Genomic DNA, 14,562 nt, shown 5'->3' with positions numbered 1-14,562 from the left:
ATTCTTCCCAAGACTTAGGGAACGCGTCCAGTCTGAGGTGAAGTTCGGGCCCCAAAATCTGTGGTTGAGGGACCCAAAGCCCTTCGACGGAGTGAGGGTCGGGCAGAAATCACCATGCTGGAGAACGAGCCGGACATCGGGGCGGAAGGCGGGCTGAAGCGCTGGCTCGAGGCCATTGGCCTCGGCCATTACAGCGATCTCTTCGCGCAGCACCGCCTCGATCTCGATGTCATGCCGGATCTGACCGAATCGGATCTGGTCGGACTCGGATTGCCGCTCGGCGATCGCAAGCGGCTCCAGCGGGCGATGGCCGCGCTGTTCAAGGCGGAAACCGCGGAGACGCCGGCGCCAGCGGCGCGCCCGCAAGCACGGACGGAAGTCGGCGCCGAGCGGCGCCAGCTCACCACCATGTTCTGCGACATGGTGGATTCAACTTCGCTCTCGGTGCAGTTCGATCCGGAAGACGTGCGCGACATGATCGCGAGTTTTCGCGAAACCTGCGTCCGCGTGGTGAAGCATTACGAAGGTTTCGCCGCACGCTTCGTCGGCGACGGCATTCTGGTCTATTTCGGTTATCCGACCGCGCATGAGGACGACGCCGAGCGCGCGGTGCGTGCCGGGCTCGAGATCGTGCGCGTGCTCTCGACCGCGCGCGCGATCGAGCCGCGCGGGGCGCTCACCCACTCGCCCGCCGTCCGCATCGGCATCGCGACCGGGCTCGTCGTGGTCGGCGACCTCGTCGGACAGGGCACCGAGGAGCGCGACTCCGCGGTCGGGGAGACCGTCAATCTCGCCGCGCGCCTGCAAGCCCTGGCGCCGCCCAATGGCGTCGTGATCTCCTCCTCCACCCATTCGCTGCTGAAGGGGAAATTCGACTACCGCAATCTCGGCGTCCATGTCCTGAAGGGCATCTCGGAGAAGGCGCAGGCCTGGCACGTGGTGCGCGCCACGCGGGTGGAGACCCGCTTTGCCGCCGCCATGGGCGGCCGGCTGACGCCGCTCGTCAACCGCGAGGAGGAGATCGCGCTGTTGATGGGCCGCTGGCAGCAGGCCAAGGACGGCGACGGCCAGGTCGTGGTCAAGTTCGGCGAGCCCGGCATCGGCAAGTCGCGCATCATCCAGGAGATCTTCGAACGGATCTCGGGCGACCGCCATGGCCAGGTCTCGTTCCAGTGCTCGCCCTATTACACCTCCACCGCGTTCTATCCGTTTGCCGAGCAGCTCAAATTCTCGCTTGGCCTCGACCGCGAGGATGCTTCCGCGCTGTCGCTCGCGAACCTGGAGACCGCGATCGCCGCCGCCCATGGCGACATCGAGCAGGTCACGCCGCTATTCGCCGGGCTGCTGTCGATTCCGACCGGCGATCGCTATCCCCCGCTCGAGCTGTCGCCGCAGCAGCAGAAGGACGCGACGGTCGCGGCGCTGGTCAATCACTTCCTTGGCCTTGCGCGCGAGATGCCGCTGGTGATCGCGTTCGAGGATCTGCACTGGATCGATCCGACCTCGCGCGAGGTGATCGACCTTCTGGTCGATCGGGTGCAGAACCGGCCGGTCCTGGTCATCATCACCGCGCGCTCCGAATTCCAGCCGAGCTGGAACGCGCATTCGCATATCACCACCTTGGTGCTGAACCGCCTGAGCCGCCAGCTCCGCACGACGCTGGTTGAGCGCGTCGCCGGCAGGGAGCTTCCCAAGGAGGTCGTCGAGGAGATCATCGTCAAGACCGACGGCGTACCGCTGTTCCTGGAGGAGCTGACCAAGACCGTTCTCGAATCCAACCTGTTGACCGAACGGCACGGACGCTACGTGCTGTCGGGCCCGTGGCGGCAGCTCGCGATCCCGGCAACGCTGACCGACTCGCTGATGGCGCGGCTGGACCGGATGGGGCCGTTCAAGCGGATCGCGCAGATCGGCGCCACCATCGGCCGCGAGTTCTCCTACGAGACGCTGCACGCGGTCGCCAATACGCCGGCCGAGCAGATCGAGGCCGCGCTCAATCATCTGGAAGAAGCGGGGCTGATCATGCGCCGCGGCCATCCGCCCGATGCGCTCTACTCCTTCAAGCATGTGATGATCCAGAACGCCGCGCATGCGAGCCTCTTGCACAGCGAGCGGCGCAAGCTGCATTCCCGCATCGCGCAGGTGCTGGGCGAAATGTATCCGGAGAAGACCGAGCGCGAGCCGGAGCTGCTCGCCCACCACCTGACCGAATCGGGCCAGAGCGAGGGCGCCGCCAGCTTCTGGCTCAAGGCCGGCAAGCAGGCGGCCAAGAGCGGCGCCAATCTGGAGGCAATCGGCCATCTCCGGCGCGGCCTCAGCGTCGTGCAGGCGAATGCGCGCATGCAGGGCGCCGACGAGATGGAGCTCGAGCTGCGCATCGCGCTCGGCAACGCGCTGATCGCGGCCAAGGGCTATGCGGTGCAGGAGGTCGAGGAGAACTACACCCGCGCGCTCGAGCTCGGCCAGCAGCTCGACGACGAGGAAAAGGCCTTCGCCGCCACGCGCGGCCTCTGGGTGTGTCACTTCATCCGCGCTGACCTCACCCGCGCGCACGATCTCAGCGTCGAGCTGTTGAAATTCGCCAAGCGCGAGCGGCTCAACGACCGGACCCACCCGGCGCAGCAGACCGGCTATCTGATCGAGGCGCACCGCTCGATCGCGATGACCATGCTCTATCGCGGCCGCTTTGCCGCGTCCCAGCATCATCTGCACCGCTGCATCAACCTCTACAGCCCCGACCTGCACTCCGATCTGATGGAGCGGCACGGCACCGATCCCGGCGTCGTCTCGCTGTCCTATCTCGGCTACCTCCTGTGGTTCCTCGGCCGGCCCGACGCGGCGCGCCAGCACAGCGAGCAGGCGATCCTGCATGCGGAGAAGATCCGCCATCCCTTCTCGCTCGCCTTCGCGCTCGTGTTCGGCGCCTATCTCTGCCAGCATCTGCGCGATATCGAGGGCACGCGCGACTATGCCAACCGCGCCATGATCATCGCCACCGAGCACAATTTCCTGCACTGGAAGCAGCAGGCCGCGATCCTGCGCGGCTGGGCGCTGGCGCAGCTCGGCGAGGCCGACGAAGGCATCAGCCAGATGCGCTTCGGCCTCGACGAATACGAGGCGATGGATTCCTGGCTCGCCGGCTGCTGGTTCCGCTGCCTGCTGGCGGAAGCCTATGCCAAGGTCGGGATGCGCGAGGCCGCCTTGCGCGCGCTGGACGGCGCGCTCGCGACCGCGCGGCGGACCGGCGATCACTCCTACCTCGCCGAGGTCTACCGCCTGCAAGGCGAGATCACGCTGCTCGACCGCGACCCGGCCTCGGTGCAGGAGGCCGAGGATCTGTTCGCGCTGTCGCTGGAGACCGCGCGCAAGCAGGGCGCGCTGTCCTGGGAGCTCCGCACCGCCGTCAGCCTCGCGCGCCTGTCGCACGAGGCCGGCAAGCGCGAGCATGCAAGCCTCCTGCTCGTGCCGATCGTCGGCAAGTTCAGCGAGGGCTTTTATACGCCCGACCTGAAGCAGGCGATGCAGCTCGTCAACGAGCTCGGCGCGGACGTACCCGTGCGCGAACCGGCTGATCCCGTGCGATGAATGACCTTGCCGCCGCGCGTGCGCGTTACGTCGCGATGATTGCGAAGCGCGAGCGGATTTCCTCACCGCGCTTGCTCGAAGCACTGGCTGCCGTCCCGCGCGAGGATTTTCTGGCCAGAGGGCCGTGGCGCGTCAAGAGCGAGGCAGCGCGGAGCTACCGGCTGACGCCCGATGCCGATCCGGTTCATCTCTATGACAATGTGCTGGTCGCGATCGACGCGCGCCGCAAGCTGGACGTGGGTCTGCCGAGCCTGTGGGCGCATTTCATCGACGTGCTCGACATCAAGGAGAAGGACCGCGTCGTGCAGATCGGCTGCGGGCTCGGCTATTACTCCGCGATACTGTCGAAGATGGTCGGCCCGAAAGGGCGCGTGATGGCGGTCGATTGCGATAAGGTTCTGGCGTACCGCGCTGCGAGCTTCCTGCGCCGCTATCACAACGTCATCGTGTTTCATGGCGACGGTTGCGAGGAGATCCGTGAACCAGCTGACGTGATCATCATCCACGCCGGTTTCTCGCATCCGCATCCGCTCTGGCTCCAGTCGCTCCGCCCGCGTGGCCGCCTCCTGGTGCCGCTGACCCAGCGGGACCGCGAAGGTGCCGCGATCAAGATCACGCGCAAGGGCAAAGGCTTCGAAGCCGAGGCGGTGCAGCAGATTCGGATCTATCCCGGCCTGGGCCGAGGTATGACCGCGCTCGACGACCGCGTCGCGGACTGGTGGCAGCGCGCCTCCGCGCTTTCGCCGCTGCGGTTTCGGAGGATAGAGCAGGGACTGCCCTCGGATGGCTAACAATTCGTTTCATTTTACCTTGATTGCGAATCCAAGTTTCCAATGTCTCGCACCGCTTGTATGACTGCGGCTTGATGGCCATTCGGGCGCACTCCATGCATTCCGTTGCACTGCTGACTGCCAGCTATGCCAAGGATATCGAACGCTTCTCGCTGCTCAGCGAGAGCATCGACACGTGGCTGACGGGATACACGCGGCATTATGTTCTTGTTAACGATGAGGACGTGCCGCTGTTCGAACGGTTCGCGTCCGACAAGCGCGTCATCGTTCCGGCCTCACGTTATTTGCCGAAATGGCTGTTCGCGCTGCCGCCAGCGCTTCAGTTCATCAGCAGCCGCAGGGTCTGGCTGTCGCTGCTATCGTCGCCCGTGCACGGCTGGCACATCCAGCAGATCCTGAAGATCGCCGGCGTCCTCAACGCGCCCGAGCAGCGCGTCTGCATTCTGGACTCCGACAATCTGTTCTTCCGCGAATTCGACGTCGGCCAGTATGCCGGCGGCGAGAAGACGCCGCTGTTCGTCACGCGCAAAGGGATCGACGCTAGTCACCCCTTGCATGTGCTGTGGCTGCGCACCGTCGACCTGCTCCTCGGCATCAAGGACCGGTCCTTCCCCGCAGACGACTATGTCGGCAACGCGCTGGTCTGGGACAAGGACAGCGCGCGGGCGATGACCGCCGCCATCAAGTCGGCGACGGGCCTGAGCTGGGCGCTGGCATTGTGCCGGAAGAAGAAGTTCTCCGAATACCTGCTTTACGGAAACTTCGTCGCGAACTCGCCGGAACATCTGGCGAGGCATCAGGTCACCGAGGACAGCATCGCCGTCTCGCATTGGGACGACACCTGCCTCGACCGCGCCGCGATCGAAGCGATGATGCGGGCCGCTTCGCCGGAGCAGGTTGCGCTGTGCATCCAGTCCTATTCGTCGACCTCGATCGACGACATCCGCGACGTGTTCTGCTTCAGTTCGCGCGATCGCCGCGGCCCGAGTCTGTCGCCGGATCACATCGGCGATGCGGCGGAATTCGAAGTGCCGAAGACGCGCTAAGCGCTGCCGCCGCCCTCAAACTTCCTTCGTGAACTTGCTGATGACGTCCATGAACGGTTTTGGCTTGAACTCGCCGTCGAGCGGCAAGGGCCGGTTCGGCTGCTTGTCCTTGCGGGCGAAGACGCCGTTGATCCAGCTGTAGCGGTCGGATATGCCCCAGGTCAGGATCGAGCGCACCGGGCCGCTGGTCGAGATCGCCGTCAGGAGATCATCGACGCGTTTGGCGACGATGGCATCGCGCTCTGCCGGACTGCCCGCCAGCTTCTGATCGTCGACGTCGAGCTCGGTGACGTACACCTCGAGCCCCCACGAGCGCAATTCGGTGACGAACTCGGCGAGGCCGTGCGTATCGATCTCGAGCTCGGCATGCAGATGCGATTGCAGGCCCACTGCATGCAGCGGCACGCCCTGGTCGAGCAGGTCCATGATCAGGGTGCGGTACGCCGCGCGCTTGGCGATGAACGAGTCCTTCGCCGATTCGATGTCGTATTCGTTGATCGCGAGCTTGACGAAGGGATCGGCCGCGGCCGCCGTGCGGAAGGCCAGCGGGATCCAGCGCTCGCCGAGATGCTGCGTCCAGAACGTGTCGCGCCGGTCCTTCACACTGCGGGGATTGTCGGGGATCGGCTCGTTGACGACGTCCCACGACGTCAGCTTGTCCTTGTAATAGGAGACGACGGTGCCGATGTGATCGACATAGGCGCGCTCGACGCCTTTGGCGTCCTTGATCTGCTTGGTCCAGTCCGGAATGTCGTGATACCAGGCGAGGGCGTGGCCGCGCATGGTCAGATCGTTCTTCTGCGCGAATTCATAGATGGCGTCGGCGCGTTCGAACGCGAACGTATGCGCATCCGGCCGCATCATCGGCCATTTCAGCTCGAGCACCGGCACCACCTGGGTGCAATAGGTGCTGATGGCCTCGCCAAGCCGCGGATCGGCTTGCAGGTCCCACAGTGTCGCGGCTGCGCCATAGCCGGGACGGCGCTGGGCGAGCTTTGACGCCGGCGCGGCCGATGCCGTTGCACCCGCCGCCAGTGCTGCGGCGCCGCCGAGAAGAAATTCGCGTCTGTCGAGCCTGGTCACGTCGGAATCTTCCTTTGGGAACCAACGCGCTATGGTACCAAGCGTCGCCCTGCGACGCCGGGGATTTCCTGTTGTTGGGTTAACCCTTGCCGGATGCCTGTTGCGTCGATGCACGTGACGCTGGGGCCGATGTGCCAGCCTGGATCATGGTTTCATTCGTGATGGCGAAAACCGCTTCAGCGAAAGGGCAAATTTAACGCTAACGGGTGAAAGCGGTGTCAAACCCTCATTCGCCGCCCGATCTCCAGACTTATGTGACACTCTTGCGAGATGCTGCGGCGCAATTCATTCGCCCCGCAAGGCCCATTGATTTAACGGCCGTCATCATCCCAACGGTCCTGCAATGCTGAACCGCCATTTCTCGATCTATCTCGTCGCCTATATCCTGCCTGCGGCGGTGGGCTTCTTTGCCGTCACGGCCTACACGCGGCTGCTGACGCCTGCGGAATACGGTGTCTATGTCGTCGGCATCAGCCTGGCCGGCATTTTGGGCGCGATCTTCTTCGCTTGGATCAAGCTGTCGGTGTCGCGCTATCAGGCGATGTCGGCGGAGGTGGATTTCCGCGGCACGGCGATGGTCGCTTTTGCGCTGACGGCAGCGGTGCTCTGCGCCACCACGCCGCTGGTGTTCCTGTTCCGCAGCGATCTCAGCGTCGAGCTGCTGCTCGCCAGCATGTTCGTCGCGATCATGGCCAATGCAGTCGATGTCGGCCAGGAGTTCGAGCGCGCCAAGCTGCGCCCCTATCGGTTCGCCGCGATCTCGATCGTGCGCAGCGTCTCCAGCGTCGGCTTCGGCCTCGTCGGCATCTGGCTCGGCTGGGGCGGCCTCGGCTTGCTTGCGGCCTTCGGCCTCGGTTCGCTCACCGGCATCATTCTCAACCTTGTCGGCGACCGCACCAAGATCGCAGGCTTCCAGCGCAGCCAGTTCATGCAGCTGGCGCGCTACGGGCTGCCGCTGACGCTGGCCGGACTGTCCGTCGCGGTCTATTCCGCCTGCGACCGACTCATTGTGGCTTATCTCCTCGGCAAGGACGCTGCCGGCATTTTCGGCGTCGCCGCCGATCTGCCGCGTCAGTTCATGGTCATGATCGCCTCCAGCGTTGCCGCGGCGACCGTACCGCTGGTGTTCCGGTCACTGTCCGAGAACAACAAGGAGACGACGCGGGAGCGGTTGACCGAAAGTCTCGAGCTGCTGCTTGTCGTCGTCGCGCCGGTCGCGGTCTGGCTTGCGCTCGCGGCCGACCAGGTCGCCGGCACGCTCGTCGGCGTCGACTTCCGCGCCGGCGTGTCGGCGTTGCTGCCGACCCTCGTGCTCGCGCGCTTCTTCGGCATCGCCAACCAGTTCTATGTCCAGATCAGCTTCCAGCTCGCCGAGCGGCCGTTCATGCTGGCGGCGCAGTCCTTCCTTACGCTCGTTCTGAGCGTAGCGCTGATGTTCGTCCTGGTCGCCGGCTACGGCCTCTACGGTGCGGCACTGGCGACGCTTGTGACCGAGGCCGTCGGCTTCCTCGTCGCCGTCGTGCTGATGCGCCGCGCCCATCCGGTCCCGTTCGACTTCAACCGCCTCGCCGGCGTTGCCGCCTCCGCCGCCGTAATGGCCGCTGCAATCCTTATCGCGCGATCGCAAGCCGGCGGCACCGGCCCCGTCTCTCTCATCATCGTCAGTCTCGCCGGCGGCCTTGCCTATGCCGCGACGGCCTGGCTGCTGAACGTCGCCAATGTGCGGACGCTGTCGCTGCGCTTCGTGCGGACGCTGTCGCTGCGCTTCGTGCGGACGTTCAACCGGAAAGCGCTGGGGGTCTAGCCGGGCTCATGGCAACCGGAGGCAGATCTGACGCATGCGACGATATGTGATCCGGATTGCGATCTTCGGTCTGCTCGGTCCCGCGGCGACGCATCTCGGCTTCTATTTGCTTGTGAGACATGCCGAAAGGTGGTGGTGGCCGCAGCCTGCGATCTATCTCGTCGAACTGCTGCCATTTCTTCTTTGCGCCGTCATTGACGGCGCGCTGAAGGATGCGCGCGCCTGGGAGCGTGCGGTCGTCGCCGGGATCAGCGCACTCGTCGCATCGAGCCTGGCATTGGCCATTGTCTTTGGAGGGTTCGGAGCCTGGACATTCGGATTAGCCGCGCCGCTCGCGGCGGTTGCCTGCTCCATTCTGGCGACAGGGACGGATGTGCCGGACAGCACGGATCCGATCGACCGGCTTTAGGTGGAGAGCATCTTCCGCGGTACCGCCGTCCGCCGCATGCGAGTTTCCCCTTGCGTTCTATTCCTTGTCGCGGAATGCTGAGGACGGGTTGGCCGGCCGGATCACATTTCATAGCGGCGGCCGGAGCCATGCCCTGTCGCGCTTGAAAAGCAAAGTTCGTTCTGCTCATTAGGGGTTTGAAATTGCGCTGCAACATGCGCAAAAAGCCCATCGACTAAAGTCGATAGCCAGCGAGGAAACAAACAATGCGCAAGCTCACATTGGCCATTGCCGTGATCGCCCCGATGCTCGGTCAACCAGCGTCGGCCGAGGACACCATCAAGATCGGCTATATCGATCCGCTCTCCGGCGGCGGTGCCAGCGTCGGCGAGGGTGGTCTGAAGACCTTCCAGTATCTGGCCGACGAGCTCAACGCCAAGGGCGGCATCCTCGGCAAGAAGATCGAGATCATCGGGCTCGACAACAAGACCAATCCGCAGGAGAGCCTGGTGCAGGCCCAGAAGGCGATCGATGCCGGGGTGCGTTACATCACGCAAGGCAACGGCTCGTCCGTCGCCGCCGCGCTCTCGGACTTCGTCACCAAGAACAATACGCGCAATCCCGGCAAGGAGGTCCTGTACTTCAACTACGCCGCCGTCGATCCGAGCTTGACCAACGAGAAGTGCAGCTACTGGCATTTCCGCTGGGATGCGAGCTCCGACATCAAGATGGAAGCGCTCACCAACTACATGAAGGACACCCCGTCGATCAAAAAGGTGTACCTGATCAACCAGGACTATTCGTTCGGCCAGTCGGTACGCACCGATGCGCGCAAGATGCTGGGCGCCAAGCGTCCTGATATCCAGATCGTCGGCGACGAGCTGCATCCGCTGCTCAAGGTCACCGATTTCTCGCCCTATATCGCCAAGATCAAGGCGTCCGGCGCCGACAGCGTCGTCACCGGCAATTGGGGCCAGGATTTTGCGCTGCTGCTCAAGGCCGCGGCTGATGCCGGTCTGAAGGTCAACTGGTATACTTATTATGCCGGTGGCGCCGGCGGTCCAACTGCCGTCAAGCAGACCGGTCTGGATCATCAGGTCTTCCAGATCACCGAAGGCTTTGCGAATTCCGGCAACAAGGCTGCGATGGACTATGAGAAGGCGTTCCGCGCCAAGGTCAATCTGTCGCTGTGGTATCCGCGCGCAGTCAACGAGATGCGCATGTTCAAGGCGGCGGCCGAGAAGGCCAACTCGATCGACCCCGTGAAGGTCGCAGCGGCGCTTGAGGATCTGAAGTTCGAGGTCCTCGATGGTGGCCAGGGCATCATGCGCAAGGACGACCACCAGTTCTTGCAGCCGATCTACATCTCCTCCTTCGGCAAGCTGACCGAGAGCGAGCCGTTCGACGAGGAGAGCACCGGTTGGGGCTGGCATCTGGTGTCGAAGATCGACACGCCGCAGGCGATGGTCTCCACCACCTGCAAGATGGCGCGGCCGTAATCACTGAGCTTGTCGTTGTCCCGCGGCCATCATGGGCTGCGGGGTGACGGCAGCCGGACGATTCTTGATTGGGCGATGTTCACCGGGGTCATCAGGCCCCGGATATCCATGAGTGCGCTGTGCTTGAACTCATTGTCATTTCGACCCTGAACGGCGTGCTGTTCGGCATGCTGCTCTTCCTGTTGTCGAGCGGGCTCACCGTCATCTTCAGCATGATGGGCGTCCTCAACTTCGCCCATGCCAGCTTTTACATGCTCGGCGCCTTCTTCGGCTTCCAGCTCACCAAGTGGATCGGCTTCTGGCCGGCACTGGTGCTGGCGCCGCTGCTGGTCGGCGCCATCGGCATGGCCGTTGAGCGTTACGGCCTGCGCAATACCCACAAGCACGGCCATGTCGCCGAACTGCTGCTGACCTTCGGTCTCGCGTTCGCGATCGAAGAGATCGTGTCGATGATCTGGGGCAAGAGCCCGGTCGACTACCGCGTGCCGTCGCTGCTCGATTTCCCCGCCTTCACGATCTTTTCGACCAACTATCCCGCCTACAAGCTCTTCATGTTGGCCGTGTCGGTCGTGATCTTCATCGCGCTGCTGATCGTGCTCAAGCGCACCCGCGTCGGCCTGATTGTGCAGGCGGCGCTGACCCATCCGCACATGGTCGGGCATCTCGGCCACAACGTCGGCCGTGTGTTCATGGTGGTATTCGGCGTCGGCAGCGCGCTCGCCGGCCTTGCCGGCGTCATCGCCGGTCCCGCCCTGGTGACGCAGTCCGACATGGCCGCGGCGTTAGGGCCGATCCTGTTCGTGGTCATCGTGTTCGGTGGCCTCGGCTCCTTGCCCGGCGCCTTCGTCGCTTCACTGGTGATTGGCCTGGTGCAGACTTTTGCTGTCGCGCTGAACGGCTCGCTCGCCAGCGCCTTCGGCCCGCTCGATCCGTCGGCGGGGCCGTCCGTCCTCACCGACGTCTGGAACGTCACGATCGCCCAGGTCGCGCCGATCGTGCCTTACCTTCTGCTGGTGATCATTCTGATCGTACGCCCCATGGGCCTGATGGGGACGCGCGAGTCATGACCACCACGAAGACCTCGACATCCAAGATTGCAGACAAGCCCGCCGGCGACGGCCTGCGCTTCTACGGCGTCTGGCTGATCGGCATTGCCGCGCTGATCGTCCTGCCGATCGTCTTCTCCTCCGGCGGCTCGCTAACGTCGTTCAGCCTGATCGGCATCGCGATCGTCTTTGCGCTGTCCTACAACATCCTGCTCGGCCAGACCGGGCTGTTGTCATTCGGCCATGCCGTGCATTACGGCCTCGGTGGTTTCGCCGCCTGCCACATGATGAACGCCGTGGTCTCGCACGGCTGGCCGATCCCGCTGCCGTTCATTCCGCTGTTCGGCGGGCTCGGCGGCCTCGTCTTTGCGATCATCATCGGCTGGGTGATGACCAAGCGCGCCGGCACTGTCTTTGCGATGATCTCGCTCGGCATCGGCGAGCTGGTCGCATCGTCCTCGCTGATCCTGCGCTCGGTGTTCGGCGGCGAGTCTGGCATCACCACGGACCGCACCGCGCTGCCAAAAATGTTCGGCTGGTCGTTCGGGCCGCAGCTTCAGGTCTACTACCTCATCGCGTTCTGGCTGGTGCTGTCGGCGATCGCGATGTACGCGCTGACCCGGACGCCGCTCGGCCGGATCAGCAATGCCGTCCGCGACAATCCGGAGCGCGTCCAGTTCATCGGCTATGATCCGCACGTCGTCCGCTATCTCGCCTTCTGCTTTGCCGGATTCTTTGCCGGCGTCGCGGGCAGTCTTGCCGCGATCAATTTCGAGATCGCCAACTCCGCCTATCTCGGCGCGATCCAGTCCGGCCTCGTGCTGTTCTCGACCTTCATCGGCGGCACCGCCTATTTCTTCGGCCCGATCCTCGGCGCGATCCTGGTGACGTACCTCCAGCTCGGGCTGACCAGTGTCACCAGCGTATGGCAGCTCTATTTCGGCATCATCTTCATCGGCATCGTGATGTTCTCGCCGGGCGGTATCGCGGGCCTGGTGATGATGCACCGTCCGCTGGTGCGCGCCGGAACGCTGTGGACGGTGATCCCGTCCTATCTCGTCGCTGTCGTGCCGACCGTGGCACTCGCCTGCGGAATCATTCTCACGATCGAGACCATCGCGCGCTATTCGGGCGGGGAAGTCATCAACCTGTTCGGGATCGGCTTCAAGCCGACATCACCGGTGACTTGGGTCGCTGCCGCGGTTCTCGTGATCGGCGGCGCCTTCGTCGCGCGGCTGACCTGGCGGCGAATCGCGGACGCGTGGGACAGGGCTGCGACGGTCGCCCGTGACCGGGGGTATCTCGCATGAGCGGAGCGGTATCTGGAAAGCGCGCAGCCATCGAAGTCCGCGCCGTCGAAAAGCGCTTCGGCAATGTCGGCATCATCCGCGACCTGAACCTCAGCGTCGCCCAAGGCGAGCGTCATGCCATCATCGGCCCGAACGGCGCCGGCAAGTCCACGACGTTCAACCTGATCAGCGGCCACATCAAGCCGACCGCGGGCGAGGTGAGGCTGAATGGCGACCTGATCTCGGGCTTACGGCCCTTCGAGATCAACCGGCGCGGCCTGTCGCGCTCGTTCCAGGTGACCAACGTATTTGCCCGGATGTCGGTCTGGGAGAACGTCCGCTGCGCCGTGCTATGGGCGACGGGGCATCGCTACGCCTTCTGGAAGAACGTCGACAGCCTGCCTGAGGTGCGCGAGCGTACCGCGCAGATCCTGGACGACATCCATCTGACGCATCGGCGCGACGTTCCGGCTGGGCTTCTCACCTACGCCGAGCAACGCGAGCTCGAGATCGGCATCACCATCGCGAGCGGCGCCACGGTCGTCATGCTGGACGAGCCGACCGCCGGCATGAGCCATGCCGAAACCGATCGCGCGGTGTCGCTGATCCGCCGGCTGACCGAGGGCAAGACCCTCGTCATCGTCGAGCACGACATGAGCGTCGTGTTTGGTCTGGCCGACCGCATCTCCGTGCTGGTCTACGGCCACATCATCGCCTCGGGCACGCCGGAAGAGATCCGGCGCGACCCGAAGGTCAAGGAAGCCTATCTCGGCGAGGAAGCGCACTGATGCTCGAGGTCAGGGATCTCCACGCCTATTACGGCAAGAGCCACATTCTCCAGGGTGTCGATCTCGACGTCGCCGCCGGCGAGGTCGTGAGCCTGCTCGGCCGCAACGGCGTCGGCCGCTCCACCACGGTCAAGGCGATCATGGGCGAGGTCGCGCCGCAAGGCACGATCCGCTTCAAGGGCAAGGACATCGCGGGTCTTCCGAGCTACAAGATCGCGCGGCTCGGCCTCGGCTATGTCCCTGAGCATCGCGACATCTTTCCGAGCCTGACGGTTCGCCAGAACCTGCTGCTCGGGGTCAAGGACACGCGCCGTCCCGGCAAGTGGCGGCTGCAGGACATGCTCGACATGTTCCCCAATCTCGCCGCGCGGGCTGATACGGCCGCAGGCGTGCTGTCCGGCGGCGAGAAGCAGATGCTCACGACCTGCCGCACGCTGATGGGCGATCCGGATCTCATCATGATCGACGAGCCGACCGAAGGCCTCGCGCCGCTGATCGTGCAGCAGGTCGGTGATCTCATCGCGCGCATCGCACAGGCCGGTGTCGCGATCCTGCTCGTCGAGCAGAAGCTGTCGATCGCGATGCGGATTTCGAAGCGCGTCTACATCATGGGCCACGGCCGCGTCGTCTTCGAAGGCACGCCCGATGAGCTCAAAGCCAACGCCGCCGTGCGGCAAGAGTGGCTCGAAGTCTGACGCCCCACAGGACGAGACATCCGCTGGCGTTCCGATAGCGAGTACCCGGGCTGCCGGCATGGCAGCCGTATGACACAGCTCTGTGTGATGAGGGTCACATCGTGCGGCCTCCAGCGGGGCTAGCACAGATGTGTTCACCTTCGCCCGGTTCAGGTCATGACCGTCACCGACTTTGCCTCCGTTTTGCGCAAGCTGGGTCTTGCCGCAGCTCTCATCTGCGCGCTCCTGAGCCTCACCGTGTTCGCAGTGCTGCTGATCATGCAGCATGAGCCGGCTGCGCAGGCCGCAGCGCGTGCTCTGCCGCTCATGGTCTTTGCGCTGTTCGGCCAGTTCGGCGCTGCAATGACCCGGCTGATCGGACGCCGGACCCATTAGCCCGGACATTCTGCCGCAGTGATTCGACGCCAGCCCCGGACCAGCCCCGGCCCCGGGCCATCTTCCGCCTTTCCGGGCCGTCGTATATGAGAGATTTGCCGCCGGACCGGACCGAATATCGCCAGATACGGAACGCAAGGTGGCCGCGAATTCTTAATCCACAGATCGCAATC

Annotated in this window: 12 protein-coding genes; 11 read left to right on the top strand and 1 reads right to left on the bottom strand. The window is 64.3% G+C overall.

Annotated elements, in window-relative coordinates:
* Positions 1 to 114: 114 nt before the first annotated feature.
* The 3 genes from WN72_RS40165 (at position 115) to WN72_RS40155 (ending at position 5,422) form a co-directional block, all read left to right on the top strand.
* Complete coding sequence (locus WN72_RS40165) at positions 115 to 3,585, top strand: ATP-binding protein (protein ID WP_092217624.1); 3,471 nt, start codon at positions 115 to 117, stop codon at positions 3,583 to 3,585.
* On the top strand, positions 3,582 to 4,376 hold the full coding sequence (locus WN72_RS40160; protein ID WP_092217625.1) for a protein-L-isoaspartate O-methyltransferase family protein: 795 nt from the start codon (positions 3,582 to 3,584) through the stop codon (positions 4,374 to 4,376). The genes WN72_RS40165 and WN72_RS40160 overlap by 4 nt, the downstream gene beginning before the upstream one ends.
* Before the next feature lie 95 nt (positions 4,377 to 4,471).
* On the top strand, positions 4,472 to 5,422 hold the full coding sequence (locus WN72_RS40155; RefSeq protein ID WP_167380982.1) for a DUF6492 family protein: 951 nt from the start codon (positions 4,472 to 4,474) through the stop codon (positions 5,420 to 5,422).
* A gap of 15 nt (positions 5,423 to 5,437) precedes the next feature.
* Here the strand turns inward: WN72_RS40155 and WN72_RS40150 are convergent, their stop codons facing one another.
* Positions 5,438 to 6,505 carry an endo-1,4-beta-xylanase gene (locus WN72_RS40150; protein ID WP_092217626.1) on the bottom strand — a complete coding sequence of 356 codons (1,068 nt, stop codon included), beginning with the start codon at positions 6,503 to 6,505 and terminating at the stop codon, positions 5,438 to 5,440.
* A gap of 343 nt (positions 6,506 to 6,848) precedes the next feature.
* On the opposite strand from WN72_RS40150, the gene WN72_RS40145 reads away from it, so the two are divergent.
* The 8 genes from WN72_RS40145 (at position 6,849) to WN72_RS40110 (ending at position 14,389) form a co-directional block, all read left to right on the top strand.
* Complete coding sequence (locus WN72_RS40145) at positions 6,849 to 8,309, top strand: lipopolysaccharide biosynthesis protein (protein ID WP_092217627.1); 1,461 nt, start codon at positions 6,849 to 6,851, stop codon at positions 8,307 to 8,309.
* A gap of 46 nt (positions 8,310 to 8,355) precedes the next feature.
* Complete coding sequence (locus tag WN72_RS40140; protein ID WP_143130690.1) at positions 8,356 to 8,718, top strand: hypothetical protein; 363 nt, start codon at positions 8,356 to 8,358, stop codon at positions 8,716 to 8,718.
* Positions 8,719 to 8,963: 245 nt separating this feature from the next.
* The gene (locus WN72_RS40135; RefSeq protein WP_027562590.1) at positions 8,964 to 10,196 is read left to right on the top strand and encodes a branched-chain amino acid ABC transporter substrate-binding protein; all 1,233 of its coding nucleotides are present in this window, start codon (positions 8,964 to 8,966) and stop codon (positions 10,194 to 10,196) included.
* 119 nt (positions 10,197 to 10,315) lie between these two features.
* On the top strand, positions 10,316 to 11,263 hold the full coding sequence (locus WN72_RS40130; protein WP_092217629.1) for a branched-chain amino acid ABC transporter permease: 948 nt from the start codon (positions 10,316 to 10,318) through the stop codon (positions 11,261 to 11,263).
* Entirely contained in the window at positions 11,260 to 12,552 is a 1,293-nt protein-coding gene (locus tag WN72_RS40125) for a branched-chain amino acid ABC transporter permease (RefSeq protein WP_027562592.1), read from the top strand. Before WN72_RS40130 ends, WN72_RS40125 begins: the two co-directional genes overlap by 4 nt.
* Positions 12,549 to 13,319: an ABC transporter ATP-binding protein gene (locus WN72_RS40120; RefSeq protein ID WP_027562593.1), complete on the top strand. Its 771-nt coding sequence runs from the start codon at positions 12,549 to 12,551 to the stop codon at positions 13,317 to 13,319. Before WN72_RS40125 ends, WN72_RS40120 begins: the two co-directional genes overlap by 4 nt.
* Positions 13,319 to 14,014 carry an ABC transporter ATP-binding protein gene (locus WN72_RS40115; protein WP_014497636.1) on the top strand — a complete coding sequence of 232 codons (696 nt, stop codon included), beginning with the start codon at positions 13,319 to 13,321 and terminating at the stop codon, positions 14,012 to 14,014. Before WN72_RS40120 ends, WN72_RS40115 begins: the two co-directional genes overlap by 1 nt.
* Before the next feature lie 156 nt (positions 14,015 to 14,170).
* Positions 14,171 to 14,389, top strand: coding sequence for a hypothetical protein (locus WN72_RS40110; RefSeq protein ID WP_092217630.1), 219 nt, complete (start codon positions 14,171 to 14,173; stop codon positions 14,387 to 14,389).
* The last annotated feature ends 173 nt before the right edge of the window (positions 14,390 to 14,562 follow it).

It is taken from the genome of Bradyrhizobium arachidis, assembly GCF_015291705.1.
GTDB classification, from domain to species: Bacteria; Pseudomonadota; Alphaproteobacteria; order Rhizobiales; family Xanthobacteraceae; genus Bradyrhizobium; species Bradyrhizobium arachidis.
The sequence above is the reverse complement of the archived record's forward strand: the minus strand, read 5'-3'. Positions and strand labels throughout refer to the sequence as shown.

Excerpts from the sequence above, each read along its gene's own strand:
- WN72_RS40155 (WP_167380982.1), top strand. The coding sequence starts at position 4,472 with ATGCATTCCGTTGCACTGCTGACTGCCAGCTATGCCAAGGATATCGAA.
- WN72_RS40115 (WP_014497636.1), top strand. The coding sequence starts at position 13,319 with ATGCTCGAGGTCAGGGATCTCCACGCCTATTACGGCAAGAGCCACATT.
- WN72_RS40135 (WP_027562590.1), top strand. The coding sequence starts at position 8,964 with ATGCGCAAGCTCACATTGGCCATTGCCGTGATCGCCCCGATGCTCGGT.
- WN72_RS40120 (WP_027562593.1), top strand. The coding sequence starts at position 12,549 with ATGAGCGGAGCGGTATCTGGAAAGCGCGCAGCCATCGAAGTCCGCGCC.
- WN72_RS40145 (WP_092217627.1), top strand. The coding sequence starts at position 6,849 with ATGCTGAACCGCCATTTCTCGATCTATCTCGTCGCCTATATCCTGCCT.
- WN72_RS40160 (WP_092217625.1), top strand. The coding sequence starts at position 3,582 with ATGAATGACCTTGCCGCCGCGCGTGCGCGTTACGTCGCGATGATTGCG.
- WN72_RS40125 (WP_027562592.1), top strand. The coding sequence starts at position 11,260 with ATGACCACCACGAAGACCTCGACATCCAAGATTGCAGACAAGCCCGCC.
- WN72_RS40165 (WP_092217624.1), top strand. The coding sequence starts at position 115 with ATGCTGGAGAACGAGCCGGACATCGGGGCGGAAGGCGGGCTGAAGCGC.
- WN72_RS40110 (WP_092217630.1), top strand. The coding sequence starts at position 14,171 with ATGACCGTCACCGACTTTGCCTCCGTTTTGCGCAAGCTGGGTCTTGCC.